The sequence below is a fragment of the Mesorhizobium sp. Ca11 genome (assembly GCF_020165275.1).
GTDB lineage: Bacteria > Pseudomonadota > Alphaproteobacteria > Rhizobiales > Rhizobiaceae > Mesorhizobium.
The window spans coordinates 75,200-90,827 of sequence record NZ_JAIUHU010000002.1 but is presented as its reverse complement, the minus strand read 5'-3'; the positions used below and the strand labels follow the sequence as shown (position 1 = coordinate 90,827).

At 62.2% G+C, this 15,628-nt stretch carries 18 protein-coding genes; 14 read left to right on the top strand and 4 right to left on the bottom strand.

Features of this window, described 5'->3' with window-relative positions:
* The first annotated feature begins 6 nt into the window (after positions 1 to 6).
* Positions 7 to 192: a hypothetical protein gene (locus LB538_RS04160; protein WP_095768871.1), complete on the top strand. Its 186-nt coding sequence runs from the start codon at positions 7 to 9 to the stop codon at positions 190 to 192.
* Here LB538_RS04160 and LB538_RS04155 read toward each other — a convergent pair whose 3' ends face one another.
* Positions 193 to 1,941: a hypothetical protein gene (locus tag LB538_RS04155; protein WP_224527685.1), complete on the bottom strand. Its 1,749-nt coding sequence runs from the start codon at positions 1,939 to 1,941 to the stop codon at positions 193 to 195. It lies immediately after the preceding gene.
* Between the two features lie 153 nt (positions 1,942 to 2,094).
* On the opposite strand from LB538_RS04155, the gene LB538_RS04150 reads away from it, so the two are divergent.
* The 12 genes from LB538_RS04150 (at position 2,095) to LB538_RS04095 (ending at position 11,273) form a co-directional block, all read left to right on the top strand.
* Positions 2,095 to 3,198 carry an inositol-3-phosphate synthase gene (locus LB538_RS04150; RefSeq protein WP_140844510.1) on the top strand — a complete coding sequence of 368 codons (1,104 nt, stop codon included), beginning with the start codon at positions 2,095 to 2,097 and terminating at the stop codon, positions 3,196 to 3,198.
* Entirely contained in the window at positions 3,195 to 3,791 is a 597-nt protein-coding gene (locus tag LB538_RS04145; protein WP_224527683.1) for a histidine phosphatase family protein, read from the top strand. Before LB538_RS04150 ends, LB538_RS04145 begins: the two co-directional genes overlap by 4 nt.
* Positions 3,792 to 3,805: 14 nt before the next feature.
* Positions 3,806 to 4,903, top strand: coding sequence for a glycosyltransferase (locus LB538_RS04140; protein WP_224527680.1), 1,098 nt, complete (start codon positions 3,806 to 3,808; stop codon positions 4,901 to 4,903).
* Positions 4,903 to 5,706: a nucleotidyltransferase family protein gene (locus LB538_RS04135; protein ID WP_224527679.1), complete on the top strand. Its 804-nt coding sequence runs from the start codon at positions 4,903 to 4,905 to the stop codon at positions 5,704 to 5,706. Before LB538_RS04140 ends, LB538_RS04135 begins: the two co-directional genes overlap by 1 nt.
* Positions 5,707 to 5,708: 2 nt before the next feature.
* The gene (locus LB538_RS04130; RefSeq protein WP_224527677.1) at positions 5,709 to 6,470 is read left to right on the top strand and encodes a TIGR04290 family methyltransferase; all 762 of its coding nucleotides are present in this window, start codon (positions 5,709 to 5,711) and stop codon (positions 6,468 to 6,470) included.
* Positions 6,463 to 7,398, top strand: a complete 936-nt coding sequence (locus LB538_RS04125; RefSeq protein WP_224527675.1) for a beta-xylosidase — start codon at positions 6,463 to 6,465, stop codon at positions 7,396 to 7,398. The genes LB538_RS04130 and LB538_RS04125 overlap by 8 nt, the downstream gene beginning before the upstream one ends.
* 18 nt (positions 7,399 to 7,416) lie before the next feature.
* A complete protein-coding gene (locus tag LB538_RS04120; RefSeq protein WP_224527672.1) occupies positions 7,417 to 8,478 on the top strand; it encodes a glycosyltransferase in 1,062 nt (353 codons plus the stop codon).
* On the top strand, positions 8,478 to 9,470 hold the full coding sequence (locus tag LB538_RS04115; RefSeq protein ID WP_224527671.1) for a GNAT family N-acetyltransferase: 993 nt from the start codon (positions 8,478 to 8,480) through the stop codon (positions 9,468 to 9,470). Before LB538_RS04120 ends, LB538_RS04115 begins: the two co-directional genes overlap by 1 nt.
* Before the next feature lie 50 nt (positions 9,471 to 9,520).
* A complete protein-coding gene (locus LB538_RS04110; protein ID WP_224527669.1) occupies positions 9,521 to 10,381 on the top strand; it encodes a class I SAM-dependent methyltransferase in 861 nt (286 codons plus the stop codon).
* Between the two features lie 59 nt (positions 10,382 to 10,440).
* A complete protein-coding gene (locus tag LB538_RS04105; RefSeq protein ID WP_095768881.1) occupies positions 10,441 to 10,659 on the top strand; it encodes a hypothetical protein in 219 nt (72 codons plus the stop codon).
* A 192-nt stretch (positions 10,660 to 10,851) separates the two neighbouring features.
* Positions 10,852 to 10,989 (top strand): hypothetical protein, encoded by a 138-nt coding sequence (locus LB538_RS04100; protein ID WP_224527667.1) that lies wholly within the window; start codon positions 10,852 to 10,854, stop codon positions 10,987 to 10,989.
* Between the two features lie 122 nt (positions 10,990 to 11,111).
* On the top strand, positions 11,112 to 11,273 hold the full coding sequence (locus LB538_RS04095; protein WP_176477115.1) for a hypothetical protein: 162 nt from the start codon (positions 11,112 to 11,114) through the stop codon (positions 11,271 to 11,273).
* Between the two features lie 3 nt (positions 11,274 to 11,276).
* Here LB538_RS04095 and LB538_RS04090 read toward each other — a convergent pair whose 3' ends face one another.
* The 3 genes from LB538_RS04090 to LB538_RS04080 form a co-directional block, all read right to left on the bottom strand.
* The gene (locus tag LB538_RS04090; RefSeq protein ID WP_224527665.1) at positions 11,277 to 11,858 is read right to left on the bottom strand and encodes a sigma-70 family RNA polymerase sigma factor; all 582 of its coding nucleotides are present in this window, start codon (positions 11,856 to 11,858) and stop codon (positions 11,277 to 11,279) included.
* 164 nt (positions 11,859 to 12,022) lie between these two features.
* A complete protein-coding gene (locus tag LB538_RS04085) occupies positions 12,023 to 13,915 on the bottom strand; it encodes an APC family permease (RefSeq protein ID WP_224527662.1) in 1,893 nt (630 codons plus the stop codon).
* Positions 13,916 to 14,226: 311 nt separating this feature from the next.
* On the bottom strand, positions 14,227 to 14,592 hold the full coding sequence (locus LB538_RS04080; RefSeq protein WP_224527660.1) for a VOC family protein: 366 nt from the start codon (positions 14,590 to 14,592) through the stop codon (positions 14,227 to 14,229).
* Positions 14,593 to 14,885: 293 nt separating this feature from the next.
* On the opposite strand from LB538_RS04080, the gene LB538_RS29320 reads away from it, so the two are divergent.
* Positions 14,886 to 15,575 carry a hypothetical protein gene (locus LB538_RS29320; RefSeq protein WP_411908989.1) on the top strand — a complete coding sequence of 230 codons (690 nt, stop codon included), beginning with the start codon at positions 14,886 to 14,888 and terminating at the stop codon, positions 15,573 to 15,575.
* Positions 15,576 to 15,628: the final 53 nt, after the last annotated feature.

Sequence of the window (15,628 nt, the reverse complement as noted above, 5' to 3'; positions counted from 1 at the left end):
AGAACTGTGCAGCCGAAGCGACCAATCAAGGACATCGACCAGATGGCGGCGGCCGAAACCGCCGCCTTCCTACGGCGAGCCTCCATCACCTATCTCGAATGTTGCGTCAGCCTCATGATGACACATCTGCAGCGCGAGGAAGTGGCCACAATTCTGGAGCAGGAAGCGGACATGCTGCGCAGGCTGGACTAATCAGGTCTTCGTGCGCTTGATAAAACGCGAAAGCCCGGTTTCGTAGCGGTCGGCGGCGCGCGTGGCCCTTACCCGCTCATCGCCATGTGTCGACTGTCCGGCCATCCTCCATAGCCCAAGCTGGAAGGCGAGATAGCAGGGCTCCATGTAGTCCACCAAAGAACGATCGACGGCACGCGACACTTGTGCCTCAATGCCTTGGACGAGCCTCGAAAGCTCGGCGTCGGAAAGCTCATATTCCACCGTCGCGCCTGCAATGTCCCAGGCTATGTCCTGACAGCCGACAATGTCATGCGAGCGGCAATGGTCGACGGCGTCCGTCTTGAGCAGGGTTCCGTCCGGCCTAACCAGAAATTCCCACGGGTGCAGGCGTCCGTCGATCTCGATCCTCCGCAGGACGGAATGTGAGGAGTGGCGTGCGAACCAACCCTTTAATGTTTCGGCCGGCCGTTCCCCCAAGGCTTCCCTGCAGTTTCGCACGGCCATGTCTGCAAGCCTCTCCAGCGACGCGCCGGCCTCTTCGGTCGGCAACTCGGCAGCGCGCCAGCCGAGATAGCGTCCAAGCCATTCGACCAGCAGGTCCCTGGCCAGCTCTGTCCGATCCAGCCTGTCCGCATCTGTCCAACACTCGATCAGGAAGCCGTGGCAGAGTCCGGCGGGCTGCGTTCCAAAACCGGCCCTGTGCACCCACCTCGCCGTGTGCAGCTTGTGCTGCCCGGTCCCGCCGAGACCGGCGAACTTGACCAACCAACGCTCCGTGCCCGCCCGTGCCTTGAATTTTCGCCGCTCAAAGCCGGCAAACACCGGAGGCCAATGCTCCGGCGGCGTGGAAATATGCTTGCGCCATTCGCCGCCGGAAATCTCGCAGAGTTCGACATCGGGCTTGCCGAGCAGGTTCGCCACCCAGTGGCGAAGGTTCGGCGCGACGCATCCATCGAAGGCCGCTTCGAAATCCGCGACATGGCGTGAGCAGTGGCTCCAAATAGCCTGCATGTCTGCCGAAGCTTGCACGCCCGGCCCGCCGCGGTGGCTCGGGAACAGATGAATGCGCTCCTGGTCGATGCCCTGCCGGCGCAGCCAGGCAACGACAGCATGAAAGGAACTGCCGGAGAGGCCCGGACCTTCATCAACGATGGCAAATTTGGCATGAGGTCTGTCGCGCCAGCCGCCGAGGAGTTCGGGCGCGGCGCATATGTGGCGGCTAAACGGGTGCCCGATCGGCCGCACACTGACGGGCGGCGGCGCATGCAGCGCGGCGGCGACCATCGCCGCGAGGCCGAGACCGATGCCGCGGATCCCGATGACGCAGGTGTTTGCGTCGAGGCCCGACTGCAGCGCCGCAAGCAGATAGGTTTCCGGATATAGCGCATAAAGCGCGTAGCCTTCGGCCGGGCCGGTGATTATTTCGCTGCTACAATCGATGGTGGCAAGCTTCGCAAGCAGCAACGGGTCGAGCGCTCCGCTCCGGACAAATCCTTGTTGCCAGGATCGCAGCACTTCCTCCGACAACTCGACGAGAATTTCCGACCCCAGCTTCTGTGTCGACGAATTGCAATCGGCACCCCTGGTGTCGAATTCCGCATCGGCAAGGCCTTGCACAAGTTCGGAGGCGCTGACGAAAAGATCGACCACGGCGGCGTGACGTTCGATACCGGCGGGCAGATCGCCGATTGCTGCCGCTGCGGCCAAGGCAGCTTCCCTCAGCTGTTGTGCGCTGCGCGTTCGCTTGTGGTCGCCGAAGACGATCATGCGGCTCCTATCCCGCTGTCTGGCCGCCAACGCGAAGCGGCGCCTCTTTGATCCGAGATCCGGCTCAGCAATTTTTCGCGGCGCGAAGGAACATTCGAGGTCGCTCCCGGTTCGGCGCGAGGAACTTACCTTCAGCAAAGAGGCAGCGGTTTCGTGACATCGAAGAAAGTTCGCATCGGCATCGTTGGCGTGGGCAATTGCGCGTCATCTCTTGTGCAAGGTCTCTCCTACTATCGCCACGCCAACGGCAACGAGCCGATCCCCGGGCTGATGCATGCCGACCTCGGCGGCTATCATGTCGACGACATTGAGGTCGTCTGCGCCTTCGATGTCGCGAAAAACAAGGTTGGGCGCGATGTGGCGGAAGCGATCTACACCGCGCCCAACAACACCTTCCGTTTTGCTGATGTCGCGCCGACCGGCGTCCGTGTGGAGCGCGGCCCAACACTCGACGGCATCGGCAAATATCTCCGAGACGAGATCGAAGAGTCGGATGAACCGGTCGCAGACGTAACCGGCCGGCTGCGGGGGAGCGGGGTCGAGGTGCTGATATCCTATCTTCCGGTCGGCTCCGAACAGGCGACGCGCTTCTATGCCGAATGCGCGCTTGAGGCCGGCTGCGCCTTCGTCAATTGCATTCCTGTCTTCATCGCCTCGCGGCCGGAATGGCGCCAGCGCTTCGAGGAGCGCGGTCTTCCCCTCGTCGGCGACGATATCAAGAGCCAGGTCGGCGCAACAATCGTGCACCGGCTGCTCGCCAATCTCTTCCGGGAGCGCGGCGTGCGCATCGATCGCACCTATCAGCTCAACTTCGGCGGCAACACCGACTTCCTCAACATGCTTGAGCGCGAGCGGTTGGAATCGAAAAAGATTTCCAAGACGCAATCCGTCACCAGCCAGATCGACGTCCCGCTCGAGGCCGGCAACATCCATGTCGGCCCCAGCGACCATGTCCCGTGGCTGACTGACCGCAAATGGGCCTATATACGGGTCGAAGGCACCACCTTCGGCGGCGTGCCGCTCAATGCAGAGCTCAAGCTGGAGGTCTGGGATTCGCCCAATTCCGCGGGCGTGGTCATAGACGCCGTCCGCTGCGCAAAGCTGGCCCTCGACCGTGGCATTGCCGGCGCGCTCACAGGCCCCAGCAGCTACTTCATGAAGTCGCCGCCCCAGCAGTTCACCGACGCCGAGGCGCGGCTGCGCACATTGGCCTTCATCGCCGGCGGGGACGAGCCGTTGCTCGATGCCGCCGAATGACCACGACTTTCTTTCTCATCCGCCACGCGGCTCATGATCATGTCGGGTGCTACTTGGCCGGGCGGCTCGATGGCGTTCGCCTCGGCGAGGCCGGACAGGCGCAGGCGCTGCATCTCGCGCGCCGCATGGCGCGCGAGCCGCTCGCCGCCATCTTGAGCAGTCCGCGCGAACGCACGCTGGAGACCGCGAAGCCGATCGCGATCGCCTGCGAGGTCGAGAAGATCGCGATCTGCAAAGAACTCGATGAGATCGACTTCGGCGAGTGGTCCGGCAAGACCTTCGAAGAACTGAACGGCGACGCAAGCTGGCGGCTTTGGAACGACCAGCGCCAGAGCGCCCGCACGCCGAGCGGCGAGACGATGCTGGATGTCCAACACAGGATCGTCGGCCTGATGGACGCGTTGCGCGAGAATGGGCAGGGTCAGTGCATCGCTCTTATCAGCCACGCCGACGTCATCAAGGCGGCCGTCTGCGCGATTCTCGGCCTGCAGCTCGGCGACTGCTTCCGCTTCGATATTGCGCCGGCCTCGATCACCATAGTCGTTCATGGCGACTGGGGTTCCAAGCTCATCCGCCTCAACGAACTCCCCTGACGGAGCGGCTGGCGATGCGCATGGTCATATTCGGTCTCACCGTCACGTCCTCATGGGGCAACGGCCATGCCACGCTCTGGCGCGGGCTGATAGGCGCTCTGGCCCCATTTGGCTGGTCGATCAGCTTCTTCGAGCGCGACACGCCCTATTACGCCGGTGCCAGGGACCTCGACCGGCTCGATGCCTGCAACATCATTCTCTACTCGGACTGGGAGAGTATCCGCCATGAGGCTGAGGCCGCGATACGGCAGGCCGACGTGGTCATAGTCACCTCTTATTGTCCGGACGCCGTGAGGGCCTCGCGGCTCGCCAACGAGAGCTGTCGCGGGCTGAAGGTGTTCTACGATCTCGATACACCGGTAACGCTGGCGAGAATCGAGCAAGGTGACTATCCGGCCTATTTCGAGCCGGATGGCCTGCGCGATTTCGACCTGATCCTGAGCTATACCGGAGGACCGGCGATCGATGCGCTGAAGGGTATTCTCGGCGTGCGCCATGTCCTGCCGCTCTACGGACATGTCGACCCCAACCGGCACCGGCCGGCCCCGCCACGGTCCGAGTTCGCCGGCGATCTCTCCTATCTCGGAACCTATGCCGAGGACCGGCAGGCGGCCGTGGAAAGACTGCTCGTAGCTCCAGCGGCCCAACTGCCGAACCGCCGCTTCATCATCGGCGGCGCACAATATCCAGCGGACTTTCCATGGAGCGGCAATATCTTCTTCGTCAGGCACCTGCCGCCCGCGGATCACCCCGCCTTCTTTTCCTCCTCGCGCCTGACGCTGAACGTCACCCGCGAAGCGATGGCGCGCAAGGGCTGGTGCCCGTCAGGCCGGCTGTTCGAGGCAGCCGCCTGCGGCGCAGCGATCATCTCCGATGATTGGGCAGGCCTCGACAGCTTCTTCACGCCCGGCAGCGAGATTCTGTTGGCACACAATACCGGCGATGTCGTCGCCGCGCTTGGCCTGTCGGACAACGAAATCGAGGCCCTTGGCCGCCGCGGCCGTGAACGCGTCCTCGACGAGCACACGTCCGCGCACCGCGCCGCCGAACTCGATCGCATCTTGAACGCCGCCGCGTCCATGGCAGGTGGAGCAATGGAGGAAGCCGTCTGATGTTGGGGATCGTGCCTGCCGCAGGCCGCGGCAGCCGCATTCAGCCGCTGGGTTTTTCCAAGGAGCTGTTGCCGGTCGGCAGCCGGCTGGACGGGCAGACCGAGCGCCCCTGCGCGGTGAGCGAATATCTGGTGCGGCGGATGGTCCGAAACGGCGTCGACCGCATCTGCTTCATTATCGGTTCCGGCAAGTCGGACATTCTCGAATATTATGCCGCGGGTTATGACACAGCCGCAGCAATCTTCGTCGCGCAGCCCTCCCCGATCGGACTGTGCGATGCGATCTTCCGTGCCGAGCCGCTGGTCACGCCGGAAGAAACGGTCCTGATCGGCCTGCCGGACACGATCTGGTTCCCCGAGGACGGCTTCTGCCGCCTGGCCGACGACCGGCTGTCCTTTCTGATGTTTCCGGTCGATCGCCCGGAACTGTTCGACGCCGTCGTCCTGGATCAGAGCGGACGTGTCGAGCAAATCCAGGTCAAGCAAGCTGATGCCGCAACAAACTGGGTCTGGGGCGCCTTCAAGATGCCTGGCCGTATCTTCCACCAGCTCGCGGCACTGTGGCGCCAGCGCGAGGGCTTCGACGAGTATTTCGGCACGCTGGTCAACGCCTATCTCGCAGCCGGAGGCGAGGCTTACGGCGTAAAGGCCGGAACGGCCTATGTCGACGTCGGCACTTTCGATGGATATCGCACGGCGCTCAGGCTGCTCGAAAGCAACGATGTCGTTGAAGATGAGACCCCGCCGACGCTCGCATCGCAAGATCTCTCAACGGTGCCAACCCTTCCAGGCGAAGGAGCTTAGCCATGCTGCATTCCAGCACGGAAATACGCCGCCGCATCGACGCGCTGGGACCGTGGTTCCACAATATGGAGCTTGCGGGCGTGGAAACCGCGCCGGATCATTTCCTCGGCAATTATCCGCTGATCAAATGGCGCAAATTCGCGGATGCCATTCCGGCTGACCTTTCGGGCATGTCCGTGCTCGATATCGGCTGCAACGCCGGCTTCTATTCGATCGAGATGAAGAAGCGCGGCGCCGATCGCGTGCTCGGCATCGATTTCGACCAGGCCTACCTCGCCCAGGCGCGCTTCGCCGCCGAGATCGCCGGCTGCGATATCGAATTCCGGGAAATGTCCGTCTACGACGTCGGGGCGCTTGGCGAACGCTTCGACATCGTGCTGTTCATGGGTGTGCTCTACCACCTGCGCCATCCGCTGCTGGCGCTCGACCTGATCCGCGCGCATGTCGCAGGCGACCTGATGATCTTCCAGTCGATGCAGAGGGGCAGCGGGGACGTCCTGCCGCTCGAACAGAACTACCATTTCTGGACACGCGACCTCTTCGATCAACCTGAATTTCCGAAACTGCACTTCATCGAGCATCGCTATGCGGACGACCCGACCAACTGGTGGATTCCAAACCGCGCCTGCACCGAAGCGATGCTGCGCAGCGCCGGCTTCGAAATCGTGCTCCACCCCGAGGACGAGGTCTATTTCTGCCGTGCGGCCGGCAATCCGTCCGACGGCGCCGCCGTCTATCCCGCGAAAGGAGAGGCCGATGATTGAAGCCGCGATGATCTGGAACGAGCCCAACAACAAATCGCATTGGGATCCCGAGCTCGATCCGGACTGGAGCCGTTTTGCCTCGATGGCAATCCTGGCCGCCGATGCGATCGACCGGGAGAACCCGGCCGTCACAAAGGTGCTGGGCGGTATTTCGCCGATCGATGCCGGCTTCATGACACGCATGAAGGATTTCGGCGTGCTCGACCATGTCGACGCCGTCGCGGTTCATGGCTTCCCGCTCGACTGGAATCTCTGGCAAATCGACGAATGGCCGCAGAAGCTCGGCGAGATCGCCGCCATCACCGATCTGCCGATCTGGGTCAGCGAAGTCGGCGTGTCGACCTTCGGCGCCGAGGAGATCCAGCTCTGGGGTCTGCGCCGCACGGCCGAGCTGCTGCTTGGCATCGCGCCGCGGGTGCAGTGGTACAGCCTCTATGACCTGCCGCGTTCATGGGAGGCGACGACGCGCCATCGCGAGGCGGAAGGCTCGTCCTATTACAGGCACTTCTACATGGGCCTGCTGCGCGAGGACGGCACGCCCAAGCCGGCACTCGAGGAGTTCGTGCGCCACACCCCGCAAATGGGCCTGGTACAGTGGTTCCATTTCGAGGACCATCGGCTGGATGATGCCGTAGCCTGGATGCACCGACTGGGCGTGACGCACCTGCGCACTGGCCTGTCTTGGGCGGACAGCTTCCGGCCGAACGCGCTGGGCTGGTTCGATCGCCAGATGGAAGCGCTCGCCGACTTCAACGTCACGGTGACCTTCTGCTTCACGCCTGAACATCGGGGTCTTCAGCCCCACCACACAAGTCCGCCGCAGGTGCCCGAGGAATTCGCCGAATTCTGCGCCGCGATGATCCGCCGCTACGCTCCTGCGATCAGCGACGACATGACACGAACGCGGCGCGTGTCGGCGGCATGGTGAATCCCGGCTCGATCGGCGATGACACTGACTGTCCTCAACGTCGCCTACCCCCTCGCGCCTGTCGGGCCGGATGCGGTCGGCGGCGCCGAGCAGGTGCTGTCGGCGCTGGACCGGGCGCTGGTTGAGAAAGGCCACCGGTCGGTTGTCGTCGCCTGCCATAGGTCAAAGACGGCCGGCGTCCTGGTCGAAACACCGGCCGAAGCAGGCGTGCTCGACAAGGCGGCGAAGGACCGGGCCCAGCAGGCGCATCGCGACGCGATCGCGGCCGCCCGGGCGCGCTGGCCTATCGACGTCGTTCACCTCCACGGCATCGACTTCGATGCCTATCTGCCCACCGACGGCCCAACCTTGGTGACGTTGCACCTGCCGCTGGGCTGGTATCCCTCCGAAGTGCTTGCGCCGTCGCGCGAGGACCTGTGGCTGCACGCGGTCTCGGAGGCGCAGCATAGGACTGCGCCGGCAGGGTCGAGACTTGCGAAGCCTATTCCAAACGGCGTCGATATCGATGCGCTGAACGAGCCCCGGTTGCGGCTCGATTTCGCTTTGGTGCTCAGCCGCGTCTGTCCCGAAAAGGGCATCCATCTCGCAATCGAGGCAGCCAAGCGCGCCGGCACTCCCCTGGCGATCGCCGGCCAGGTCTATCCCTATGAGACACATTTGCGCTATTTCGCCGACGAGGTCCGTCCTCGCCTCGATCGGCAGCGGCGTTTTCTCGGGCCGCTGGGGTTTCGCGCCAAACGGCGGCTGCTCAACGCCGCCCGCTGCCTGGTCGTCCCCAGCCTTGCCGCCGAAACAAGCTCGCTTGTCGCGATGGAGGCGCTTGCCTGCGGCACGCCGGTCGTCGCTTTCCCGAATGGCGCCCTTCCCGATGTCGTCCAGCATGGCAGAACCGGATTTCTGGTCAATGACGTCGAGGAGATGGCTAAGGCCATCGTCCATTCTGGAGCGCTGGACCATGAGACCTGCCGGGCCGAGGCGCGCCGCCGCTTCTCGCTTGAGCGCATGGTCACATCCTACATGGATGCTTACGAAGCGCTGGCGAAGCTTGGCACCCGCCGCGCCTTGCTGGGGACCGCCTAATGGGCGGTCTGCGCACCGAGATCATTCGCGATCCCGGGACGTTCGAGGACCTTGAGCCGTGCTGGTGGCAGCTCTGGGGACGGAGCATCTCGGCCACGCCGTTCCAGTCTCCTGCCTGGCTCATTCCCTGGTGGCGTACATTCGCGCCAGGCGATCTCACCGCAATTGCCGTGTGGAGCGGAGACGAACTCGCCGGACTGGCGCCGCTCTATATCGAAAGGCATGATGGCGGTCAGCGAATGCTCCCCATCGGAATTTCGCTGAGCGACTATCTCGACATTTTGTGCGCGCCGGAACTGAAGGCGGAGACTGAGGCCGCCATAGCCGAAGCGGCGCTGTCGCTGGAATGGTCGCAGTGGATCCTGCCCGATCTCTCGGCCGACGCCATATCGCTGAGCCTTGAGCTGCCGAATGCCGAAGAGCGCCGATCGATGGCGCACGCGGCCTGTCCTGTGCTGTTGCTCGACGGCGATCGGACTCTGGCCCGCTCGGTTCCGGCGAGACGGAGGCGTCAGTTGCGCCGCGCCGAGAGAGCTGCCCGGCGAAAAGGAGCCGTCATTGTCAGCCGCGGCGAATCCGATCCGCAGACATTTCTCGACAGGCTCATCCGACTGCATGGCGCGCGCTGGACCCGCCATGGCGGTGGCGTCCTGTCCGACACGGCTGTGGAATTTCATCGCCGGGCCCTGCCGCGGCTTGCCGATAACGGCATGGCGCGATGCTTGACGATCCAGATCGACGATGCCGTCGTCGGCGCCTATTACGGTTTTCATCACCGCGACCGGGCCTATGCCTATCTTGGCGGTTTCGATCCGGCCTATGCCGACGAAAGCCCCGGCGCGATTCTGATCGGGCATGCCATCACCGGAGCCGCCAGCGAGGGCGCGCTGGAGTTCGATTTCCTGCGCGGCAGGGAAGGTTACAAATATGGCTGGGGCGCGAAGGACCGCTGGACGGCGCAGAAGGTGTGGACCAGGAGCGCGTCGCCGTGAACGTCGCGAGCCAACCCGGTGCGATTGCCAGGCGCTTGCTCGAGGATTGCATGACGGACGGCCTTTCCGTCGACAACGCGCTGGCCAGATTGGCCGTTTATACCGACAAGACGACCAGCGTGGCGCAATTGGCGGATATCGCGCTGGACATGCGTCCAAGCCATGCTCCCCGGCGATGCTGGCTGGAGGAGGTCGCCACGATGCTTCGTGGCAAGGCGGACGCCTTCGACAAGGTCCGCAGAGCGGCTGCCTGCGTGTCGCATGACTGGCCGGATAGCGAACCGACCGCCATGACCGTCAAACGGCTGGCCGGCAGCTTCGATCGGGCGGCCGCCATATCTCCCGCGGCCAGCGTCCAGTTGTCCTCGCTTGGCGACGAGCACAGGCTGTCGACCACCACCGCCGAGATTGTCGCATGGCTGGAACAGCAGGGTTTCCTTGGTGCCCATAAGCACATACTCGACATCGGCTGCGGCATCGGGCGTCTCGAACATGCGCTCGGCACCCACACAGGATATGTCGTCGGCATCGACATCTCGTCGCGGATGATCGAAATCGCGCGCCGGCGATGCGCCGGCCTTGCCAATGTGGAATTTCACCTGACCTCAGGCCTTGATCTCGGTGATTTCGCCGATGCAAGCTTTGACGGCGTGCTGGCCCTGGACAGTTTTCCTTACCTGGTGCTCGCCGGGATTGCCGAGCGGCATTTCATCGAGATCGCGCGCGTGCTGCGGCGGGGAGGAATGGCAGCGATCCTCAACTATTCCTATCGGACATCGCCGGGTATCGATTCCGGCGACATCAGCCGTCTTTCTCATGCATGCGGCATGGACCTCGTGGTCGACGGCGAAATGCCGTTCGGCAGTTGGGACGGCATGGTCTTTCTTGTCCGTCGTGACGGCGGAACATAACGCACCGGCGGCAGTTCGGTCACCGAACAGTTCCAGGCCAGCAGAACAGGGAGAAGCAGATGGCATCCGGCGGTAAGAAACAGATGGGCCGCGGCAGCCAGGGCAAGGGTTCCGGAACCGGAGCCAAGACGACGCTTGCAAAGGACATGGTCGGCGAGAACGACGTGCTGTCCAACCGGGACAAGAAGCAGCACACCGAGCAACGAGGTCTGGACGGCAACCGGATCAAATCCGATCAGTATCAGGATCACGCTGCGAACCGCCTTCCCAAGGATTGAGCTGATGTTTCCAGATCACCTCTTGCCGCAAAATCCGGGGACAACGGACCGGAAACCCCACAGCCTGCGGCAAGCGCCTTGCATAGGCCGGTCGGCTATGCCTCTGTGAGATTTGAAGGGGCCTCTGTTTGTTAAGAGAATGCCATGTCTCACAGGAGTCAGCGCGACCTTTGCGCCCGGGTAATCCAGAGCTTGGACCAGGAGATCGCATCGCTGCTGAACGCTATCGAGCGGGAGGAGGTCCCTGACCGGCTGACAAGGCTTGCACTCGAACTGCAGAACGCTCTGATCGAAAAGCGCAAAGGCGACATGGCGGGTGAGCGCGGTTGAAGATGTCACCAGCAAGGATGCGGCATTCCTTGGAGACGGGAAGGCACGATATCGCTCGCTGTCGCGTGATCGGTGGAACCTTAACATAAGTTAGTCGTTGTAGCCGATTGGGGATCATCCCGATGGCTGGCAGAACTCCGGAAGTGGACGAACTCGTTCGGCGGCTGGTCGCGCAGACGGGCATCACCGAAGCGCAAGCGCTCGAACTTGTTTCTCTGCTCGGTCTGAATTGGGCCTCGTTGATGAGAGAGGCCAAAGTCATGACAGCAGCCCAGCGCCGGTAGGATTTAGCGCCTCGCGCCCTCTGTATCCCAATGATTGTCCGAAAGTTGACGTCGTGGCTCGATCAGCGCTTGCGGCGAGCTTTCTCCGAGGAATTCCAGAACGCCGGCACGGGCGCGGTTGAGGCGGCTTTTGACGGTGCCGACAGCGCAACCGCATATTTGCGCGGTTTCTTCGTAGCTTACGCCCAGTACGCCGATCAGCATCAAGACCTCACGCTGATGGGACGGCAGCTTCTGGATGGCTTGATGCACTTCCCTGCTTTGCACGGACCAATCCTGGGACGGTTCCGAAATCGGCCGGCTGGAGGCGCAGTCGAGCAGCCCGGGGGCCTCCCTGGCCGCCGCTTTGACACGCGTGTAGTGCGTGTTGCGCATGATGGTGAAGAGCCAGGACTTCAGGCGCGTGCCGGGCTCGAATTTGTCCAGGTTGGAGAGCCCTTTGGTCAACGTTTCCTGTACAAGATCGTCGGCATCGTCGGGCACGCGACAGAAGGTCCGCGCAAAAGCCCGCAAGGCAGGAATGAGGTTGACGATGGAGATCTCCTCGGTGCTGGGGTTCGGCAGATTATGCTCTCTGAATGACAATGTTCCGGCCCCAGCAAGTAGGAATTACGCAGTGCAGACTAGGGAGAATGTTTGAGAAATCGGAACGTTCCTGTTTTCCATCGCTCGGCCAAACTTTTGGTGAGGTGGCGTGATCGAAGGGAGTGGCAACATTCAACGGGCCGCCTCGATCTTCGGTTCCTCGATTACCAAGGCATGGAAATGATCACGATGTCCGATCCGCCGAACTCGAGCAGTTTGGCGTGCAATCGGCGAGCGCGCTGCGTATGCAGCATATATTGCCACCAATTGGGGGGCACGACCTCTGGGAGCAGCACTGCAATGGTGCGGCCGTCGAACTCGCCGCGCAGCGCCTTGATCTCCTTCAATAACGGCTCGTACATCAGCCGGTAGTCGGCTTTGAGGAGAAGCAGGCGTGGCGGGCGCAGGCCAGCCGCCCTCGCCGGCGCTTCCACATCCTGCGACCACCTCCCGCGAATTGCGCGCTCTTCGTCGCTCTCTTCACCCGACAGCCGCGCCACATGGACGGCGATGACATCTTCGGACAGGTGAAAGGCAAAGCTGAGCGCCTTGTCCGCCATCCTGTTCCATTGCTGGGTCACGACAAGAACGACAGGGGGCTCGGTGCTGCTCAAATCGACTTTCCCGGGCTCGCGCAGACTTGCCTCGAGCTGGTCGTAATAGCGCCTCACCAGCCGCAGCAGGAGGATCACAACCGGGATGACGATCACCGTGATCCAGGCGCCTTCCCTGAATTTGGCGACGACAATCACGATGAGCGCCAGCGCGGTGACTATGCCGCCGAACGCGTTGATCGCCAGATGCATCCGGTTGCCCGTCCGGCTCGTATCCTTGGTCGTGCGAAGCGCCCTTACCCAGTGCATCACCATCCCGGTCTGCGACAGCGTGAAGGTCAGAAAGGCGCCGATGGCGAAAAGCGGGATCAGATGGTCGGTGATGCCGCCGAACACGACCAGCAGCAGTCCTGTCGACGAGGCGAGGTAAAGGATGCCGATCGAGAAAACGAGCCGGCGGCCAACCATGGCGAAGGGCTTGGGAAGATACCCGTCTTCCGCCACCATGCGGCAAAGGCGGGGGAAATCGACGAAGCTTGTATTGGCCGAAAGCGCCAGCACGCAAAGCAGGCTACCGATGGCGACATAGTAGAAGACCCCGTCGCCAACGACGGCATGTGCAAGCTGCGACAGCACGCTCTGATAGCCGTCCTTCTCCTGATCCATCGCACCGATGCGGTAGCGTGCCGACAGGAAGGCGATGCCGCCGAGCAGCAGTCCAAGGATCAGACAAATCGCCGCCAGCGTGCGCCGGCCGTGCCTGACGGGCGGATCCTTGAATGCGGTCATGCCGTTGCTGACCGCCTCTACGCCGGTCATCGCCGTGCAGCCGCTGGCAAAGGCGTGCATCAAGAGGAGCAGGCTTACCGTTTCGGACGGCTGCTGCAGGGGCGGCGGTGGAATTGCCGGCACCGGCTGACCGCCGGAGGCAAGCGTCTTCGAGACGCCGATCGCCAGGATCGCCAGGAAGCTCGCAACGAACAGATAGGTCGGCAGGGCAAACAACCGGCCGGCATCGAGCGTGCCGCGCAGGTTGACGACGGTTACCAAAAGCAGGATCCCGAGGCAGAGCCAAAGCGTGTAGGCATGCAGCGAAGGCAGCGCCGACACCAGCGCGCCGACGCCGGCAGAGATGCCTACGGCGACATTGAGCACGTAGTCGACCATCAGCGCGGCGGCGGCGAGCAGGCTGGCGTCACGGCCAAGATTTTCGCGCGAGACGATATAAGCTCCGCCATTGCCGGGGTAAGCGGCGATGGTCTGGCGGTAGGAAAGATAAAGGACCGCAAGCAAACCGACTATGGCGCCCATGATCGGACCGATATAGCCGAGACCCGCCGCGCCGAGCGGGATCAGGATCGTGAGCGCCGCTTCCGGCCCATAGGCCGACGAACCCAGCCCATCGAGGCCCATTGCCGGCACGCCCTCGAACACGCCGATCTTGCGTTGCGACTGTTCCTGATTTGCCAGGCGCCGGCCGAGAATCCAGCCCAGTATCGACATGTCGTTGTCCCGAGAAACTTCTCCCGAATAGCGCGGGGAGAAGAATGTTCCTCGACTGCGCCTTCCGATTCTGAGGGCGGGCGGGAATGGGCCGGTCGCTAGGAATCACCGGCCGCGAGCGGATCTCGTGGCGCTATGGGGCTGTCGCGCAGCGCGAGGGCTCCGATTGCTTGTCTGCTTGGTTTCAGCGACTGTGGCATCAAGTGCGGCCACGCACTTCAATGCCAGCCGGGCAGCTCCCTCAGCTGCATTCGGTCGGACCTGTGAAGCGCATGAACATGAACGTCGTTGTTGACGATCTGCGCGCCCATTCATTTCTTCTTGAATTCAAACAGCTCAACCAGATTGGCCGACGGATCTTCCAGAAGTCTGGCGCGACCAGCTCCCGCCTCGCTGATTTCTCCTTTGAATTTGACGCCTGCATCGTTCAACCGGCCGACGACGACATCTATGTCCTTCGTGACGATCATGAATCGGTTCCACCCGCCAGGCTCTGGTTTGCCGCCAGCAGTTCCTCCACTGCCTGCCCCCGGAGCGCTAAGGTAAAGCGTGAGATCATCGCGAATGAGCGCTGCGAACTTGCCAGGGTTGTGCATGTCAACCTCGAACTCGAGGTTATCGCGATAAAACGCGACCGAACTGTCAACGTCTGTCACAATGTATCGGACGGATGCCATGGCCCGTGCTCCTTTCACCATAGAAAGTGAACTGGCCGATGGGAATGTGGTTCCTTGGCATTGGCGGCCAATAGTCTGCGGGTCGGCTGATGAGGACACGACCTGGGCTTCTACCGCCTGCGGAGCAGCGTCGCTCGATTTTTATCTGTCGCTGGTCTCCGATCGCTTATACATCCTGCTATCCCATGCCTACTCCATGGTACTTCCTGTTACTCCCACTCAATTGTTGAAAAGCCAGCTAAGTCATTGATATATCTTGATTGTTTCTTGCGCCAATCCCAATAAGCCGACCTGTGGGCCGTCAAAACCATACGCTTTTGATTTTAAAGGGAAATTTGCGCGAAAATTTTTTTTCGCGGTTCAGCATCTATCGGGATCAATCGCCCTTCAGAGCCAGATTTTCGGTCGGCATCAACCTCGCAGCTACCCGAAAAGTACCGTCATCAACTTTCTTAGCAGATTGGAAAGCGAAAATCGAGATCGCCTCGGGAATGGCCGCAGCTCCACGGAGCAAAAACATGGATGTCAGAAAAAAAACTTTATTTCTGACGCATGAAAATGGTCGGCGCCTCTGTTCCCGACCGGGTGATGGGCGGCTTGTTGCCGGCCGCCTCACGCCAAAGCCCGGCAATGGCCAGGAACGGAGCACCGTTCAATGTGAAGCGGTGTTTGGCTTTCGGATATTTCGTGCCGGTGAATTCGAAGAACGCCGAGGCTGGCACGAGGCAGTTTTTGCTTTAAGCAAAACGGCTCCCTTCGGAGCGGACGTTGAACGGGCCCCTTCGGCCGCCCGGCGGAAACCCAAACGTCATCGAGGCAAGCTCAACGGCGTCGCCGGCTGCGCGCATGATCGGCGCCGGATCGTTGATGCGGATCTCGTCAGCTTGGGGAAGATCACGCCATCATCCCGCAATATTCGGCCCAGGCGATATGCTGCTCATATTCATTGCACATCTCGGGCTCAGCGGCAGGAACTTGGGTGATCCGACCCGTTAATCGTGGTGACACAGGATTTTGCGGGCCGGGCCGCAAGGCA